The sequence below is a fragment of the Marinobacter salexigens genome (assembly GCF_018860765.1).
GTDB lineage: Bacteria > Pseudomonadota > Gammaproteobacteria > Pseudomonadales > Oleiphilaceae > Marinobacter > Marinobacter salexigens_A.
Window position 1 is genome coordinate 1 of sequence record NZ_JAHKPV010000001.1, and the last position, 16,643, is coordinate 16,643.

The 16,643-nt window shown below is 52.5% G+C and carries 16 protein-coding genes; 9 read left to right on the plus strand and 7 right to left on the minus strand.

The genetic code is table 11. The features are described from left to right. Positions 1-448: hypothetical protein (locus KO508_RS00005; protein ID WP_216006317.1), on the plus strand; the 448-nt coding region annotated here is incomplete at its 5' end. Here KO508_RS00005 and tyrS read toward each other — a convergent pair. Continuing rightward, entirely contained in the window at positions 438-1,640 is a 1,203-nt protein-coding gene (gene tyrS / locus KO508_RS00010) for a tyrosine--tRNA ligase (protein ID WP_216006318.1), read from the minus strand. The two genes, KO508_RS00005 and tyrS, sit on opposite strands and share 11 nt — an antisense overlap. A 292-nt stretch (positions 1,641-1,932) precedes the next feature. Between tyrS and KO508_RS00015 the strand changes: the two genes are divergently transcribed. Both KO508_RS00015 and KO508_RS00020 read left to right on the plus strand, forming a co-directional pair. Next, complete coding sequence (locus tag KO508_RS00015; protein WP_216006319.1) at positions 1,933-3,324, plus strand: OapA family protein; 1,392 nt, start codon at positions 1,933-1,935, stop codon at positions 3,322-3,324. A gap of 6 nt (positions 3,325-3,330) precedes the next feature. Continuing rightward, positions 3,331-4,428 (plus strand): anhydro-N-acetylmuramic acid kinase, encoded by a 1,098-nt coding sequence (locus KO508_RS00020; RefSeq protein ID WP_216006320.1) that lies wholly within the window; start codon positions 3,331-3,333, stop codon positions 4,426-4,428. 65 nt (positions 4,429-4,493) lie between these two features. Here the strand turns inward: KO508_RS00020 and erpA are convergent, their stop codons facing one another. From erpA to argC, 4 genes are all read right to left on the minus strand, one after another. Then, positions 4,494-4,826, minus strand: coding sequence for an iron-sulfur cluster insertion protein ErpA (gene erpA / locus KO508_RS00025; RefSeq protein ID WP_216007263.1), 333 nt, complete (start codon positions 4,824-4,826; stop codon positions 4,494-4,496). Positions 4,827-4,910: 84 nt separating this feature from the next. Further along, complete coding sequence (locus KO508_RS00030) at positions 4,911-5,390, minus strand: bactofilin family protein (protein ID WP_216006321.1); 480 nt, start codon at positions 5,388-5,390, stop codon at positions 4,911-4,913. A 2-nt stretch (positions 5,391-5,392) separates the two neighbouring features. Further along, positions 5,393-6,154, minus strand: coding sequence for a DUF6776 family protein (locus KO508_RS00035; RefSeq protein ID WP_216006322.1), 762 nt, complete (start codon positions 6,152-6,154; stop codon positions 5,393-5,395). Between the two features lie 9 nt (positions 6,155-6,163). Continuing rightward, positions 6,164-7,201 (minus strand): N-acetyl-gamma-glutamyl-phosphate reductase, encoded by a 1,038-nt coding sequence (gene argC, locus KO508_RS00040; protein ID WP_216006323.1) that lies wholly within the window; start codon positions 7,199-7,201, stop codon positions 6,164-6,166. Between the two features lie 168 nt (positions 7,202-7,369). Here argC and KO508_RS00045 point away from each other — a divergent pair, with 168 nt between their 5' ends. From KO508_RS00045 to KO508_RS00070, 6 genes are all read left to right on the plus strand, one after another. Continuing rightward, positions 7,370-9,145 carry a chloride channel protein gene (locus KO508_RS00045; RefSeq protein ID WP_216006324.1) on the plus strand — a complete coding sequence of 592 codons (1,776 nt, stop codon included), beginning with the start codon at positions 7,370-7,372 and terminating at the stop codon, positions 9,143-9,145. A gap of 3 nt (positions 9,146-9,148) precedes the next feature. Continuing rightward, the gene (gene hemJ / locus KO508_RS00050) at positions 9,149-9,571 is read left to right on the plus strand and encodes a protoporphyrinogen oxidase HemJ (protein ID WP_216006325.1); all 423 of its coding nucleotides are present in this window, start codon (positions 9,149-9,151) and stop codon (positions 9,569-9,571) included. Between the two features lie 12 nt (positions 9,572-9,583). Further along, positions 9,584-10,372 (plus strand): bifunctional hydroxymethylpyrimidine kinase/phosphomethylpyrimidine kinase, encoded by a 789-nt coding sequence (thiD, locus tag KO508_RS00055; RefSeq protein WP_216007264.1) that lies wholly within the window; start codon positions 9,584-9,586, stop codon positions 10,370-10,372. Next, positions 10,360-11,016, plus strand: coding sequence for a thiamine phosphate synthase (thiE, locus tag KO508_RS00060; RefSeq protein ID WP_216006326.1), 657 nt, complete (start codon positions 10,360-10,362; stop codon positions 11,014-11,016). Before thiD ends, thiE begins: the two co-directional genes overlap by 13 nt. 26 nt (positions 11,017-11,042) lie before the next feature. Beyond that, positions 11,043-12,323, plus strand: a complete 1,281-nt coding sequence (hemL, locus tag KO508_RS00065; RefSeq protein WP_216006327.1) for a glutamate-1-semialdehyde 2,1-aminomutase — start codon at positions 11,043-11,045, stop codon at positions 12,321-12,323. A 343-nt stretch (positions 12,324-12,666) separates the two neighbouring features. Next, positions 12,667-13,584, plus strand: coding sequence for an esterase/lipase family protein (locus KO508_RS00070; RefSeq protein WP_216006328.1), 918 nt, complete (start codon positions 12,667-12,669; stop codon positions 13,582-13,584). Positions 13,585-13,653: 69 nt separating this feature from the next. Here the strand turns inward: KO508_RS00070 and KO508_RS00075 are convergent, their stop codons facing one another. Continuing rightward, positions 13,654-14,223 carry a tetratricopeptide repeat protein gene (locus KO508_RS00075; protein ID WP_216006329.1) on the minus strand — a complete coding sequence of 190 codons (570 nt, stop codon included), beginning with the start codon at positions 14,221-14,223 and terminating at the stop codon, positions 13,654-13,656. Further along, positions 14,220-16,553: a penicillin-binding protein 1B gene (gene mrcB, locus KO508_RS00080; RefSeq protein WP_216006330.1), complete on the minus strand. Its 2,334-nt coding sequence runs from the start codon at positions 16,551-16,553 to the stop codon at positions 14,220-14,222. Before mrcB ends, KO508_RS00075 begins: the two co-directional genes overlap by 4 nt. Between the last annotated feature and the right edge of the window lie 90 nt (positions 16,554-16,643).

Here is a 16,643-nt window from a genome sequence, read left to right on the forward strand (position 1 = left end):
AAACTCAATTTTCGACGAGTCGCTGTCTTGGTATTTCTTGTCGAAATACTCCAGTCAGCGCCCACACGAATTACTTGGTCAATTTGTTAAAGAGCGTTTGAGCCGTTGCTCAATCAAGGTGGCGTATTCTACATCGTCTCGCCGCCTTGTCAACCGTTTTTTTCGAGTCGTTTCAGAAGCTTCCCTTCCAAAACCACCGATACTTACCGGCTGTTTCATACTTGATTTCGAGGAGCGTATTCTACATCGAATCCCAACCCTGTCAACTGTTATTTCGAAGAATCTTAAAAGCCTTTTCTTCAATACTTTCAAACAGTTAACTCTCTCAAAACACTCCGCTGTTCCGGTGTGTCCCTCAAGCGAGATGCGCATTCTACAGACACAAGGATTTCTGTCAACGGCCATTTGGATAAAACTTAAAAATAACCTGAAATCGGTCAAGCTGTGATCAAAACCCGGGCAATCTTCTTCTTTCCTGCCTGAATTACACAGCTATCACCTTCGACAAAGGAGCGTTCGCCCTCAAATTTCTGACCATCAACAAAAACCGCACCTCTTCCCAAAACGTCACGCGCAGCTGCACCATTCTTTACCAGCCCCGATAAACGCAACACTGAAGCCATCAAAATCTCGGACTGCCCCTCCAGTGAAACCGTGACGTCGGGCACATTCTCCGGAATATCCCCGAGCGCAACCCGATTACCAGCCGAATTATGTGCAGTCTGCGCCGCCTCTTCATTATGGAAGCGTGTGATAATTTCTTCGGCTAGCAGCTTTTTATAGTCTTGCGGGTTAGCACCCTCATCTACAGCCTTTCTGAATTCGCTAACCTCTTTAAGCGGGCGGAAGCTCAAAAGTTCAAAGTAACGCCATAACAGCTCATCAGGCACAGAAAGCAGCTTGGTATACATTTCGCCCGGCGAGTCGTTAACACCTATATAGTTGCCGAGAGATTTAGACATCTTCTGAACGCCATCCAAGCCCTCTAGGATAGGCATAGTAAGGACCGCTTGAGGCTTCTGCCCGTAGTGTTTCTGCAAAATGCGCCCCATCAGAAGGTTGAACTTCTGATCTGTGCCACCCAACTCAACATCTGCCTCTAAGGCAACTGAGTCGTAACCCTGTATTAAAGGATAGAGAAATTCATGGATAGCGATAGGCTGCTCGGCGCGGTAACGTTTGGTGAAATCATCACGTTCCAGCATCCGGGCGACCGTATACTGCCCTGCCAAGCGAATCATATCTGCGGCAGCCAACTTGCTCATCCACTCGGAGTTGAAGACCACCCGTGTTTTCTCACGATCCAGAATCTTGAACACCTGCTCTTTATAGGTAATCGCGTTTTGAGCGACTTGCTCATCGGTCAACGGTGGACGCGTAACACTTTTACCTGAAGGGTCGCCAATCTTTCCGGTGAAGTCACCAATCAGAAAAATGACCTCATGGCCAAGGTCCTGAAACTGGCGCAGCTTATTGATGAGGACAGTGTGCCCAAGGTGAAGGTCGGGGGCAGTGGGGTCGAAACCCGCTTTAATGCGCAAAGGCCGACCTTCTTTTAGCTTTGCAATCAAGTCATCTTCGGGTATTAGCTCGTCTACACCACGCTTAATAATGGCCAGCGCTTCATCAATAGATGCCATGAATAATTCATCCCCAATCAGTTTCGCAAATTATCAGTTACAGAGCTCTACAAAAGAAATCTGTGAGTTACCCGACGCCCTGCTAAAGTGTGAATGCTCAGTTTTTAAACAATTTTACGCAGTCTGGGCGGACGCATTATATCAATGACGTCACAATAAATCCGACCAGCAGCGTAACAGCCGTAATGTTCTGCGCTGTTACACATACTTTTTATACGGTAATCTGTTGGCCTATACTTGAAAAACAGCTTTAATTGGGTAGTACAAGCTGCCGGAATACCGATTAAAACGGATGCGACACGTGCTGAATATGTTACCAAAAACCCACATTACCATCGCTGCAGCTGCAACAGTTGTAGTGACTACCGCAATTTTGATGAGCCCCAGCGCAGAAGTTGAGGCTAAGAGAATGTCCTATACGCTGGATCTAGAGCAAGGCCAAGTCTCGGCAATTGTCTCGCAAAAACCACAACAAAAACCTATAAAGACGCCCGAACCAGCAGCAGTAGAGCAACACTCCGAAATCACACCTCAGCAGGTTGAGGCGGCCGCTCCATCAGAACCCGAGAGTCGTCTAACTTGGCAATCATTCAAGATTAAATCAGGCGACACCCTATCCTCTCTCTTTAAGAAAGCCGGATTGAATGATGGCACCATGCTTTCCGTCATTCATGGTGAAGGAGAAGCAGACAAGCTGCAGCGTTTGTATGCAGGAGAAACGATTCGCTTCGCTATTGATAGCGAGGGCGAGCTCGCCGCAATTGAGCTCCAACGTAGTTTGCTGGAAACGCTGAAGATTCAGAAACAGGAAAGCTCTTACATCGGTCAGTCTGAGCAGCGGGAACCTGAATCCAAACCTGCGTTTGCATCCGGCACCATTGACGGCTCGCTTTACCTTGGGGCACGGGATGCTGGCCTAAATGATCGGCTGACTATGGAGCTTGCAGGCATTTTCGGTTGGGATATCGATTTTGTATACGATGTTCGCAAAGGCGATCAATTTGAAGTCGTATATGAAGAACTCTACATTGATGGAGAGAAGTTCAGTACTGGTCGCATTCTGTCTGCACGCTTTGTAAACCGCGGCCAAGAAAACATCGCGATACTCTACACTGACAGCAATGGCGATAGCGACTATTACACTCCAGAAGGAAAAAGCATGCGCAAAGCTTTTTTGCGTGCCCCTATCGACGCGCGAATTTCCTCTTCGTTTAACCTCCAGCGCCGCCACCCCGTGCTAGATGTTGTCCGCCCCCATGAAGGAACAGATTATGCCGCGCCGCCGGGCTCACCTATCAAAGCTGCCGGTAACGGACGGGTGCAGTTTTCTGGCTGGAAGGGTGGCTATGGCCGCACAATTGTTCTAAAGCATGGCGATAATATCACCACACTTTACGCACACATGAGCCGGATCGGTAAAGGCATGAAAACCGGCGCACGAGTCAAACAAGGCGACGTCATTGGCTACGTTGGTTCATCGGGTATGGTGACGGGGCCTCACTTGCATTACGAATTCCGCGTGAACGGCTCGCCTCGCAACTCCCGAACTGTGAAGCTACCAGACGCCCAGCCCATTCCGGCTACCGAGTTGGCAAGGTTCAAGGCCCATACGGAACAGCAAGTTGCACAATTTGACGCCTTCAGAAGCAACTATAAGCATCTAGCTTTGGTCTCGGAAGACTAAAACCGAATGGAAACTTGGATCGGGCTCATGTCCGGCACCAGCATGGACGGCATAGACGCCGTGCTGGTGTCCTTTCAGGGCAAAACCCTTTGTACACATGCAACACGATCCTCCCCCTACCCTGAAGATCTACGCCAACGGTTAATACTGGCAAGCCAGAATCAAGCCACGCCAGACGAAGTGGGAGAGCTTGATACGCTGGTCGGTGCGCTTTTCGCGGACGCCGCAGAGGCCCTTATCCGCGAATCCTTCGCAGACAGACCCTCCATTCGAGCTATCGGAAGTCACGGACAAACCCTACGGCATCAACCGTCCGGGCCTGCCCGATTCTCTCTTCAAATAGGAAACCCATCTATTATCGCGGAAAAAACCGGGGTTACATCCGTAGGTGACTTTCGCAGCAGAGACATGGCAGCCGGAGGACAAGGCGCTCCGTTGGTTCCGGCCTTCCACCAGCATTACTTTGGCTCAAAAACCGAGGACAGGTGCATTCTCAATCTCGGTGGCATCGCTAACATTACTTGGCTTCCGTCTGATCCCAATAGCCCGGTAACGGGCTTCGACACCGGGCCCGCAAACGCTTTAATGGACGCTTGGTGCCAGGATCAAACCGGCCGCCCTTACGATGAGGATGGCCAATGGGCTCAGGAAGGGATTGTTGATCAGGCACTACTCAGCGACATGCTTTCAGACGCGTATTTTGAGCGCCCGGCCCCAAAGAGCACCGGAAAAGAAAAGTTTAACCTCTGTTGGATTAGAACCCTTGTACAAAGGCACGAGGAGGTTCGGCCAGAAGACGTTCAGCGAACTCTGCTACAACTTTCTGTGATAACGACCGTCAGGCAAATGCCTCAGTCGCCGACTATGGTCGTGTATGTTTGCGGGGGCGGCACCCGTAACCGACTGCTCATGAAGGAGCTTGCTCAGGCACTTAGCCCTATACGTATGCTCAGCACTGCTGAACTGGGCCTTGATCCTCAGTGGGTAGAGCCCACGGCCTTTGCATGGCTGGCCCGCCAAACCATCTCCAGTCTGCCGGGGAATCTGGCGGAGGTAACAGGAGCAAGAGGCCCACGGATACTAGGCGCGATTTACCCCGCATAAAACGAACAGCCTTTATCAACGGCTAGCGCCATCTAACAAAAGCTCCCCCCGGTAGTAGCAACACATCAAATCGTGAACGAACTGCCACAGCCACAAGTAGTGCTAGCATTGGGGTTTTGCACAACAAACTGAGAGCCTTGCAAACCCTCTTGATAATCGATGGTAGCGCCAACCAGATATTGGTAGCTCATTGGATCAACCAATAGTACGGCTCCGTCCCGCTCTATAACCGTATCTTCTTCATCCTGACTTTCATCGAACGAGAACCCATACTGGAACCCGGAGCACCCCCCGCCGGTAACGAATACACGCAGCCTGAGGTCGGCATTTCCCTCCTCATCAACCAGCTCTCGTACCTTGTTGACTGCACTGTCGCTGAAAAACAGCGGTGCTGCCATTTGTTGCTGGACTACACTCAAGTTTGCCTCCGGATTACCTGATAGAACTACAGGGATTATGGTATTCCTGAGTAAAACAATCAACTATTCAGATTTACCGCTATCTTCTTCAGAAAACTCGTTACCGTCTGTACCCAGTCGGCTATCACTCGCTTCAGAGCGGAGGGGCTTATCTTGAGCCAACAATCCCGACGGTTCGCGCTGATGAACGAGGTTGCCATTTACTGATGAACCCATGGCCATCTGGATAAGATTGTAATAAACGCTACCGTTTATGGCGGCTTTTTCGGCGAGCTCTAGATGCGCAGATGCATGGACGTCGCCGTGAACTGTGCCGTTAATAATAACGTGCGGGGCATCTATATCACCGGTAATTTCACCGACTTCCGAGACTCGTAAAACCGCATCACTGCCATCTTCAGCCAGCACTTTACCCCTTATCTGGCCGTCTACATGCAAGCCGCCCGAGAAACGAACATCACCCTCGATAGTGGTACGTGAAGATATCAGGGTATCAAAGCTGCCTGTGGGCCGGCGGGGCTTTTGCTTTTTTCTCCCAAGCATGTCTAGTTCTCCGTTAAATCATTCCAGTCGAATGTACGTTCAGCCTGAGAGGATTTGCGTCCCTCAGCCTGAGCAACCACCTGCACCTCCAGTGGCTCGAACCCCTTAGGCAAAGCCAACTTACCCTCCACATCCTGAAAGTACCGAAAGCGGAATTTGACACCAAGATCTTCTATTTCTTGGGATAGGTCGCGTAGTGCAATGACTTCTTTTTGCGCATCACGCATACCTATTATATTGACCGCGACCACTCCAGAAATGTAGCTCTTGTTGTTGCCCACCTGAGTCAGCACCAACTTAAAGCTATACACGCTATCCAAACGATCACTGGTCAGAGAAAAGCGGTCAACCTGCAAGCCTTTGCTAGTCTCCGAAGGAGCCATAATATTTTTGTAGAAAGTTAAATCTGACTGCAATGCGCCAACGCGGGTTTCCAGATCAACGATTATGTTCCGGGCCTGACTCAGAGCTTGCCCGTCAACCAACTTTCCACGCTCAAGATTAACCAACTGCTGCTGCGTTTCGCGATAATTGCTCTCCAGAACTGCAATCTCGACTTCTAACTCTGCAACTTTGGACTCTAACTGCTCGTTAGAGGTCTCCGCATTGATGGAGCGCGAACCTCCCAGAACCAAACCGCCGTAATAACCGGCTGCGGCAGCGACAACGGTTAAAATAATTAGAGTGAGCGCCCACCTCCACCGGTCTCCCGGGCGACGGCGGATAACCACATATTCATCTGCCGGTTTCCGTTGTTCGCTCACGGGCGTTCCTTAGGGCAACAGCGCAGGTGCTTCGAGGCCCATAGTTTCTTTCATGCCAAACATGATGTTCATGTTCTGAATAGCCTGGCCAGCAGCCCCTTTAACAAGGTTATCAATAACCGAGGAGATGATCACAATGTTACTCTGTTCCTGACGGTGCAAAGCCATGCGGCACAAGTTAGCACCCCGCACGCTGCGGGTCTCGGGATGGCTACCGAACGGCATTACATCCACAAACGGCTCATCGCGATAGCGCTCTTCGAACAGATTTTGCAAGCGACCGAAATCAACCGGATTTTTTAATTCCGCATAGAGAGTCGCCTCTATGCCACGAATCATCGGAACCAGATGTGGCACAAAGGTAACGCCGATTTCCACACCCGCTGCAATGGACAATCCCTGACGAATTTCCGGCAAATGACGATGGCCTGATGCACCATAGGCCTTGAAGCTCTCGCTTATCTCACCGTGCAACATACCGATCTTGCCCTGCCGGCCACCACCACTGGCGCCAGACTTTGCATCGGCAATCAGGCGAGAAGGGTCAACCAGGCCCTGCTCGAGCAGAGGAAGGAAACCAAGTTGGACAGCTGTTGGGTAGCAACCCGGGTTGGCAACCAGCTGCGCCTTGGAAATTTCATCACGCACAACTTCAGGTAATCCGTAAACGGCCTTCTCTGCCCACTCTGTCGACTCGTGGGGCATGCCGTACCATTGCGACCAGACCTTCAAGTCTTTAAGACGGAAATCGGCCGATAGGTCGACCACCCGCACACCCGCAGCCATTAACTCGGGAATCAGTCGCATGGCAACACCGTGTGGTGTTGCAAAAAACACCAAATCACAGGCTGACAGCACTCCAGCGTCGGGCTCTGAATAAGCCAAATCAAAATGCCCACGGAGGTTCGGGTACATGTCGGCAACCGGCATTCCGGCCTCAGACCTTGAGGTTATGCAACTAACCGTAACTTCCGGATGGACAGCGAGAATTCTGAGCAGTTCGACGCCGGTATACCCGGTGCCGCCCACAATACCTACTTTAATCAAGTTGCTCTCCAGCGACGTCGTATAAAGATTTATGAGTCGTTCTTTGTAGCTTAGCCACTTAGTCTATCATGATAAACCAACGACTTATTGCAGCTTGCAGAGCGACAGTTACAATGATGTCAGAAACCCTCTGGGAAACCATCCCCCTGTACCGGAACTCCGGCACTCATGAATAAATTCTGGCACCAGATTGGTGAAAGATTCATCTCTGCTTTCCCGCGCCGACTATCCGGCGTGGACTCTTTGCCGCAACTGGCTATTCTTGGCTTGCTATCCGGATTGGTAACCGGCGGGGTTATTTTAGTTTTCCGCCTGGCTATTGAATGGCCACTGGAGTATTTCCTGCCAGGTGAAGGCTCCGAGGCCTTCGAGAGCTTAGACATTCTTACTCGCGGACTATTACCACTGGCTGGCGCTCTTGGCCTGGGCGTTCTGCTACACCGGCTAGCCACCCATGACAGAAAGGTCGGCGTTGTCCACGTAATGGAGCGCTTGAATTACCATCAAGGGTACATCACCGCACGCAGCGCAGTTATACAATTTATTGTTGGTGTTACCACCGTTATTACCGGGCAATCCGCGGGCCGGGAAGGGCCTGCTGTACATTTGGGCGCTGCGTTTTCCAGCCTTATGGGACAGTGGATGCGGCTACCAAACACCAGCATTCGCACGTTAGTTGCCTGTGGCTGTGCAGCGGCCATTTCCGCCTCGTTCAATACACCCATCTCCGGCGTTATTTTCGCCATGGAAGTGGTGATGATGGAATACACCATTGCCGGCTTCACCCCCATCATTCTTGCGGCCGTAAGCGCTGCGATTGTATCGCAGGTTGTGTACGGAACCGAACCCGCATTCAGCGTGCCAGCGCTAACAATGAATTCGCTGCTGGAGATACCCTGGATTTTATTGGTTGCCGTTGTTATCGGTGTTGCAGCGGCGCTGTTTATCCAGCTTGTCGATTCCATGGGGCGCTTCAACCATCGCCCTATTTTTCTCCGAGTAATTATTGCCGGTGTATTGATGGCACCGGTGGCTGTTCTTGTGCCCCAAACAATGGGCATCGGCTATGACACCGTGAATGAGACCATTAATGGCGAGCTAGGCTTCTGGCTGCTGCTAAGCGCAGGAGTGGCAAAGTTGTTGATCACGGCCCTGACTGTGGGCTTGGGCATGCCCAGCAGTATTATCGGTCCAACGTTGTTCATGGGCGCAACACTGGGTGGCGCAATGGGGCTAGTCGGCGCAGATATCTTGCCTGCTCAATCCTCATCGGTTGGCTTTTACGCCATGCTTGGAATGGGCGCGATGATGGGGGCGGTTCTCCAGGCGCCTTTGGCGGCACTAATGGCTTTAATGGAGCTAACACGCAACCCGCACATTATTCTCCCGGGCATGCTGATTATTACCACGTCTTCCCTCATTACCAGTGAAGCCTTCGGTAAAAAGTCGCTATTCCTAACCGTTCTGAAAAGTCAGGGCCTGAGCTACCAGAGCTCCCCGGTTATTCAGGCCTTGCGCCGGGTCTCTGTGGCCGCGATTATGGACAAGAGTATTCTGCGCATAGAGAGGCACCTGACCCCCGAAGAGGCACGAAAAGCTCTCAAAGCGGAGCCGAAATGGCTAGTAGTAGAGGGCAGCAGTGGGCCAACATCTCTTTTGCCCGCTGTTGATCTGGCACGGTATCTAGAGGATTCAGAGGAGGTGGCTAGCGCCGATGAGACACATTCTATCGAATCTATTGATCTGATGGACATCCCCGCAAACCGGCGCGATATAGCACCAGTGCAATATCAAGCCACTCTTGAAGAGGCGATGCATGAGTTTGAGACCACTAGTGCAGAAGCCCTTTATGTGCAGCGCCATGTGGCACCAATGATTCAACGGGTTTATGGCGTTGTCCTTAAATCTGATATCGAAAGCTATTATCAATATCGACGGAGTTGACCAATGCTGTGGGTTAAAGCCTTTCACATAATTTCTCTGGTGTGCTGGTTCGCGGGTATTTTTTATCTGCCAAGGCTGTTTGTATACCACGCTGCCTGTGAGGATGAGCCGGGGCGGGAGCGTTTCAAGATTATGGAGCGCAAGCTTTATCGGGGTATCACCACACCTTCAATGATCGCCACCGTCATTTTTGGCGTTTGGCTACTCAGCTATAACCTATCCGGATATTTCAGCCAAGGCTGGCTACACGCGAAACTGTTACTCGTAGCAGCGCTGATTGCCTATCATTTTTATTGCGGACACCTAGTCAAGGTGTTTCGCGACGATCTCAACACACGTAGCCATGTATTCTATCGCTGGTTCAATGAGCTACCGGTGTTCATCTTGCTCGCAGTTGTTATTCTCGCTGTCGTTAAACCGTTCTAGGGAGTTTTAGCCATCAAACACTACACTCGCCCTCAGGTCCTTGTTCTCTCTGGCCTTGACCCTTCCGGTGGCGCCGGAATACAGGCTGACATTCAGGCCATCACCTCTCTGGGTTGCCACCCACTACCGGTACTCACCTGCCTGACCGTTCAAGACACCCGGAATGTTTACGGTGCTGAAGCCATTGACGCGGAACTCATTCGCAAACAACTGCGATGCATTGCTGAGGATGCCCCCATTCATGCGGTGAAAACCGGTGCCATGGGCAACTCTGCAGTGGTCGATGTTCTGGTGGAGTTTCTTGGCCTACACCCCGACATACCGGTTATAACTGACCCGGTGATCAAAGCGGCAGGAGGAGGCGACTTGGCGGATGACGAGTTGCTCGCCACCATGAAAGCAAGGCTATTCCCGCTGACTGAGATGATCACGCCGAATGGCATAGAGCTGACGCTCCTCGGAGAGAGTGATGACCCAGGCGAGGCTGCGCGCAAACTGCTAGCAAGTGGCTGCGCTTCGGTGCTTGCAACCGGAGGGCATGGATTAGGTGTTCGAATCACCAACACTCTCTACAACCACTCGCCTACGCCCATGTCGTGGGAAATTGAGCGTATTGGCGAGGAGTATCATGGCACCGGCTGCACACTTGCAGCAGCGATTGCGGCGGGCCGGGCTCTGGGGCTATCGCCCCGCGCGGCTATCTCTCAGGCGCAGAATTACGTGCACCGCGCCATATTGCACGCTCTTGAGGTAGGTAAAGGCCAACCGGTGCCGGACCGAGGTATCCTGTGGGAACGGTAAGAACACGCATCCCCATCGGACTCTACGCCATCACTGACAGACAGCTTACCCCTCCGGACACCTTGATGGCCTCAGTGGAGGCAGCCCTCCTTGGCGGTGCAGTAATGGTACAATACCGCGAGAAATCGTCACCCATGGCGCAACGTCTGGCCCAAGCCAGGAACCTGCAGTCCCTATGCGCCGCCGCAGGCGCGCCATTGCTCATTAACGATGATGTTGAGCTTGCAAAGCGCGTGGGTGCAGCGGGTGTACACCTTGGCCAAACCGACAGCTCTGCAACCGAGGCCCGCCAACGGCTCGGCGATGATGCAATTATCGGCATTACCTGCCATGACGATCTTTTTTTGGCCAAGGCTGCCGCGGCAGCAGGTGCAAACTATCTGGCTTTCGGCCGTTTTTTTACCTCATCAACCAAACCGGAAGCTCCAGTGGCTTCGGCCGACATTCTAGCTAAAGCAAAGAGTTTTAATCGGCCGGTTACAGCCATTGGCGGCATCACCACAGACAATGGCGCACTCCTGATTCAAGCAGGCGCAGATCTATTAGCTGTTGTTGGCGGGCTCTTCGGGGGCAGCCCCGAAGCCACGGAACAGAAAGCGAAGACATTCCAAAGGCTGTTTGCCAGCCACCACCCACTTTTTTAACTCCCAAATAACAGGAGCTATTACACATGACAAATTCCGAAACCCTGTTTGAGCAGGCGCAAAAGTACATTCCCGGCGGTGTTAACTCCCCCGTGCGCGCGTTCCGAGGCGTGGGCGGCACACCTCTCTTTTTTAAGCACGCTGAAGGCGCCTACCTGTACGACGAGGATGGTCAGCGTTACATCGATTACATTGGCTCCTGGGGGCCGATGATTCTTGGCCACTCAGACCAGCGTATCAAAGATGCCTTGCACGCTCAGGTGGATCTTGGCGTTGGATATGGCGCGCCCACCTCGCTTGAAACTGATATGGCCCGCAAAGTTTGCGAGTTAGTACCCTCTATAGAGCTCGTGCGCATGGTGAACTCCGGTACCGAAGCGACCATGAGCGCCATTCGTCTGGCTCGTGGCTATACGGGCCGCGACAAGATCGTAAAGTTTGAGGGCTGCTATCACGGGCACGTCGACTCCCTACTTGTGAAGGCAGGTTCTGGCGCACTAACCCTCGGTGTACCCAACTCACCCGGCATTCCCGGCAGCCTAGCCGAGCTAACCCTAACGTTGGACTTCAACGACATAGACGGCGTTAGGGAAACCTTCAAAGAAATGGGCGATCAAATTGCCGCCATCATTGTGGAGCCGGTCGCAGGCAACATGAACTGCATCCCGGCGGTCCCGGGGTTCCTAGAGGCGCTTCGGGAAGTCTGTGACGAGCATGGCACGGTTCTAATTTTTGATGAGGTTATGTCCGGGTTTAGGGTTGCCTTGGGCGGAGCTCAGGAGTTGTATGGCGTGACTCCGGATTTGACCGCCCTAGGAAAGGTAATCGGCGGCGGGCTGCCTGTCGGTGCCTTTGGCGGAAAGCGAGAGATCATGGAACACATCGCCCCCCTTGGACCGGTTTATCAGGCTGGCACACTCAGCGGTAACCCACTGGCCATGAGCGCTGGCCTTGCCACACTCAACGCTATTTCTGAGCCCGGTTTTCACGACCGCCTCACCAAAAAAACTGTAGCATTGCGAGACGGTTTGAAGGCAGCTGCAGACGCCACGGGTATTCCGCTGGCTGTTCAGGGTGCGGGCGCGATGTTCGGATTTTTCTTCACTGAAGAGCCCAGCATTACACGCTTCGACCAAGTAATGGACTGCGATACAGAGCGCTTCAAAAAGTTCTTCCAAGGGATGCTTAAAGAAGGCGTATACCTTGCCCCATCAGCGTTTGAAGCAGGATTCACCAGCGCAGCCCTAACGGATGAAGATATCGCCGATACGATTAAAGCGGCGAAAAAAGTCATGGCTACCCTCTGAAGAAGTAGATAAGCAATATTCTGGACAGGCTCCCGGAAGGATTTATCGAATTGATAGACCCTTCCGTGCCTGATTCGAGACGCCCTTCACACTTTAACCACTATTAAATCAACTTAGCCTCTTCTGCCGTTGACTTGCCACGCTCGCTGATCAAATTATAGCCATATCTCACGAGAGATGATCTGCTGGCACAAACTTAACAAATATAATTCCAGTAGCACCGAGCAGAGGCCCATAGTCAAAGCACTAATGCGTTTGGCTTAAGCATGCAGTATCTGTAACAGCTCGTTAGGTTGAGCCGCAGTTTGAATAACAAACATAAACTCAAGCTGTAGGAAGAACAATGAAACTTTGGATCAAAACACTAGCTCTGGTTGTGACCATAGCCTGGTCAGCACCCTCTGCCGCATGGTGGTGGAAAAAGCCTTCCAATTACGCCGATACCCGTTATCCAGTGGTACTGGTTCACGGTATGTTTGGCTTCGATTCTATTATTGGCGTGGACTACTGGTACGGCATCGCAGAGGATCTGCGCAAGAATGGAGCGGATGTTTATACAACCGTGGTTCCAGCTCTTGATAGCACCATTGCCCGTGGCGAAGCCTTGTTACCGCAAGTTGAGGCGATTGCCGCCGTTCATGGCAAGGTGAACCTAATTGGCCACAGTCACGGTGGACCAACCGCCCGTTATATTTCCCGGGTACGGCCAGATCTGGTGGCCTCAGTTACATCCGTTGGCTCGCCCCATAAAGGCTCTCCAGTTGCAGATGTCATTGTTGAGTCTCCCGCAAGTAGCCTTGCAAACACCTTGGGCGATGCACTCGGCGGCCTGATCGATTTAATCTCTGGCGGCGGATACGATCAAAGCATGCAGGCAAGCTTGCAGTCGCTTTCAACCCAAGGCAGCGCAGAGTTCAATAATTTCGCACCCGCAGGCATCCCGACAAGCGCCTGTGGAGAAGGAGCAAGCTCGGCAAACGGAGTGCGCTTTTACTCCTGGGGCGGCACTGGCGTTGTAACAAACCTCTTGGACCCGTCTGACGCATTGCTCACCATCACTAGTGCGGCGTTCAACTTCAGCGCCAACGACGGCATGGTCGGGCGTTGCAGCACCCACTTTGGCAAGATTATCCGCGACAATTACTTCATGAACCATCTTGATGAAGTAAATCAGGCACTGGGGCTGCACAGCTTGTTTGAGACAGACCCGAAAGCTGTCTTTAAGCAGCATGTAAACCGGCTGAAAAACGCTGGTCTATAAGCAAAAATAAACCCTGCTTGGAGGTGGCTCCAGCAGGGTCGCTCAACACGTTTACTAGAGAGCCTGTAGTTAAAGGGCTGCCGCCCGCTCTTCAGCTTGACTGGCCCCTGCTACGTTACCTCGCGCTCTTCGGATATCCGCCAGCAGCAACCAACCCGCACGTTGCAGTCTGGTATCGCTACCCGCCAGAGATAACCCCTTCAACGTAAATTGCTCTGCAGGCCCCAGCTTATTGCCTGCCACATAGGCTTGCGACAATTTAAAGTAGATTTCCGCCGATCTGGGAGCGATTCTTTGAGCGCGTTCCAAGCGCACAATGGCTCCCCCGGCATCACCACTCTTTAGTAACTTATCGGCTTCACGCACCAAGCTAAGAGCTGCTGGTGAAAGCTGTTCGCCAGTATCTTGATAGCTCGGTTTACTTCTGGGTTCGGGCCGCTGTTCGGGTTCCCCGCTGTCAGTTTGTTCGCTTTTGCGCCACACCTGATTTTGTTTTTCATCAGCCGTCTTCGGGGGTTCCGGTGTTCGGGACGAACCATCCGCAGGCACGTATATTGAGCCACTTGGGCCAGAAGCACACCCCGCTATACTTAAAAGCGCTACCAACATACCTGCATGTAAAAAGCCTTGCCTACTCATTGGAACAATCCTTCAAACCAGCCTCGAATTTTCCGCTCAAGGGTACCGGAGCAAGACACTCTCTGTGTCGGCTCACTACCCGTTATAAACGGCAGAAGGCGCGCATTATCGCAATACTCATCGGTTAATGCCTGCTTTTCGGGGTTTACCCAGTGATAACTCACGCCATCGGGCACTACGGGTGAAAAGCCGTGTTGCGGCACCTGCGCCATAAATCGTGACCATACTGGCAAGGCTCCGGTAGCACCCGTTAGTGCGGTCGGCCCATTATCGTCACGACCAACCCAGGCAACCGCCAATAAGTCACCGCTGAACCCGGCAAACCAAGAGTCGCGGCCATCATCGGTTGTTCCGGTTTTACCAGCCAGTGTTAACTCCTTTGGCACGGAATAATAGGCTGAGCGGCCAGTGCCCTCTTGCATAGTTTCCTGCATTGCGTATTGCACCAGATGTACCGCCGCCGGGTCTGCAACCTGATCCACTTCCAGACTATAGCGCGACAGTGCCTCGCCACCGGGGCCCGTTACTTCTCTTATGGTGCGTAAGGGCGTATTGAACCCCGAGGTCGCCAACCCTTGATAGATTTGAGCAACGGTTACCGGGCTCATGGCAACCGAGCCTAACAACATTGAGGGATAGTCAGAGATGGGTGTGACAACACCAAATGCCCGTAAGGTTTTGCTAACAGCCGGAATGCCAACGTCCAGTCCGACCCGCACTGCTGGCAGGTTATAAGACTTCGAAAGAGCACGATGCAGAGGGACTTCGCCCCGCTCTTCGCCATCGTAATTCTTCGGCTGCCAGCGCCGACCATCGTCAAATTCAAGGGTGAATGGCTTATCCAGTACCGGCGTCATGAGGGTGTAGCGATCCGGCTGTTCCAAAGCGGTCAGATAGGTAAAAGGTTTAATCAGTGATCCTATCGGACGGTTAGCGTCCAAGGCCCGATTGAATCCGGCGTACTGGGGGTCTTTTCCGCCAACGAGCGCCAGAACTTCACCTGTATCTTTGGCGGTAACCACAAGAGTCGCTTCCAGAGCTTTGGCGGTCTTGCCTTTTGCCAGCCGAGGCAAGGTGTCCGTAACAGCATACTCAGCGGCGTACTGAATAGCGGGGTTTAGCGTGGTAAAGATGCGCAGGCCTTCGCTGCGCAGATCCTGCTCCTTGTAGTCCCGAGCCAGATGCCGGCGCACCAGATCAATATAGGCAGGGTATCGGTTTTCTGAGTAGGAGGGTTTGGCGCTCACGCCAAGTGACAAGCCGCGCGCCCGTGCGGCCTTTGAAGCATCGACAAGGCCTGCGTCTTCCATCTCGCTGATCACCAAATTACGTCGCTGGGTAGCGCGCTCCGGGTGCCGCCGGGGATTGTAGTAGCTTGGCCCTTTCACCATACCCACAAGCAGGGCAATCTGGTGCACATCAAGATCTTTTAATGACTCGCCAAAATAGAATTGGCTTGCCAGCCCGAACCCATTGATGCTGCGCCTGCCCGCCTGCCCTAAATACACTTCGTTTAGGTAGGTTTCCAGTATGTCGTCTTTCGCATAGTGAAGCTCTAGCAAGATAGACATCAAGGCCTCGTTACCCTTGCGCAACAGCGTCTGATCCCGGGTAAGGAAAAAGTTTTTCACCAACTGCTGCGTCAAAGTACTCCCACCCTGTACGACACGCCCGGCGCGCAGGTTGGCCAGCAATGCACGCCCGATGGAAGCCGGTGCGATTCCGAAATGGTCGTAGAACTTACGGTCTTCCACAGCCATTAGCGCCTTGGGCAGCAATGCTGGGACTTCATCGAGCCGAACTAAAATACGATCTTCCTTGTGTGCCGGATATATACCGCCAATGCGAGCAGGCTCAAGTCTCACTATGGCTGAGTTGTCACCGGCGGACACACGAAAGTCCTGAATTCGGTCACTGTAGATATTTAAAGAAAGCTTTCTTCTGGGTTCTACGCCATCAGGGAAGCGAAACCCGCGGGTGCTAATAACAAAGTGGCCACCATTGCGCCGATAACTCCCCGGCTTTGTTCCGTCCCCCTTACGATAACCCGAGAGCGCCAACTCCCGCTCCAGCGCTCCTGAACTCAAGCCCGCGCCGTCGTATAACTCCAGAGGCCGCGCATACACCCGAGAAGGCACCTCGAAGCGCCGTCCCTCAAACCGGGACGTAACCACCGCATCAAGGTAAACCATCCAGCATGCGAGCAGCACAGCGCCAATGGCAAACACTCGTATAAACAGTTTCCAGAACCGGGGGCGACGTTCGCTTCGGCCATTTTTTCTCTGTGGCTTTCTACTGGGCTTTTTTGCAGAGGGGCTGTTTTTTTTCATGGGAGGATTATAACGAAGCCGACACAAGATAAGGCAGGCCAACTATGTGTTATTTCTGTAACCTGCCCGTTATGATAGAGCAATAAGAAT

What these genes read in the sequence shown, in the direction of transcription:
- KO508_RS00075 (WP_216006329.1), bottom strand. Translation starts at nt 14,223, where the DNA reads ATGAGTAGGCAAGGCTTTTTACATGCAGGTATGTTGGTAGCGCTTTTA.
- hemL (WP_216006327.1), top strand. Translation starts at nt 11,043, where the DNA reads ATGACAAATTCCGAAACCCTGTTTGAGCAGGCGCAAAAGTACATTCCC.
- KO508_RS00020 (WP_216006320.1), top strand. Translation starts at nt 3,331, where the DNA reads ATGGAAACTTGGATCGGGCTCATGTCCGGCACCAGCATGGACGGCATA.
- KO508_RS00030 (WP_216006321.1), bottom strand. Translation starts at nt 5,390, where the DNA reads ATGCTTGGGAGAAAAAAGCAAAAGCCCCGCCGGCCCACAGGCAGCTTT.
- erpA (WP_216007263.1), bottom strand. Translation starts at nt 4,826, where the DNA reads ATGGCAGCACCGCTGTTTTTCAGCGACAGTGCAGTCAACAAGGTACGA.
- hemJ (WP_216006325.1), top strand. Translation starts at nt 9,149, where the DNA reads ATGCTGTGGGTTAAAGCCTTTCACATAATTTCTCTGGTGTGCTGGTTC.
- KO508_RS00015 (WP_216006319.1), top strand. Translation starts at nt 1,933, where the DNA reads ATGCGACACGTGCTGAATATGTTACCAAAAACCCACATTACCATCGCT.
- mrcB (WP_216006330.1), bottom strand. Translation starts at nt 16,553, where the DNA reads ATGAAAAAAAACAGCCCCTCTGCAAAAAAGCCCAGTAGAAAGCCACAG.
- KO508_RS00045 (WP_216006324.1), top strand. Translation starts at nt 7,370, where the DNA reads ATGAATAAATTCTGGCACCAGATTGGTGAAAGATTCATCTCTGCTTTC.
- KO508_RS00070 (WP_216006328.1), top strand. Translation starts at nt 12,667, where the DNA reads ATGAAACTTTGGATCAAAACACTAGCTCTGGTTGTGACCATAGCCTGG.
- tyrS (WP_216006318.1), bottom strand. Translation starts at nt 1,640, where the DNA reads ATGGCATCTATTGATGAAGCGCTGGCCATTATTAAGCGTGGTGTAGAC.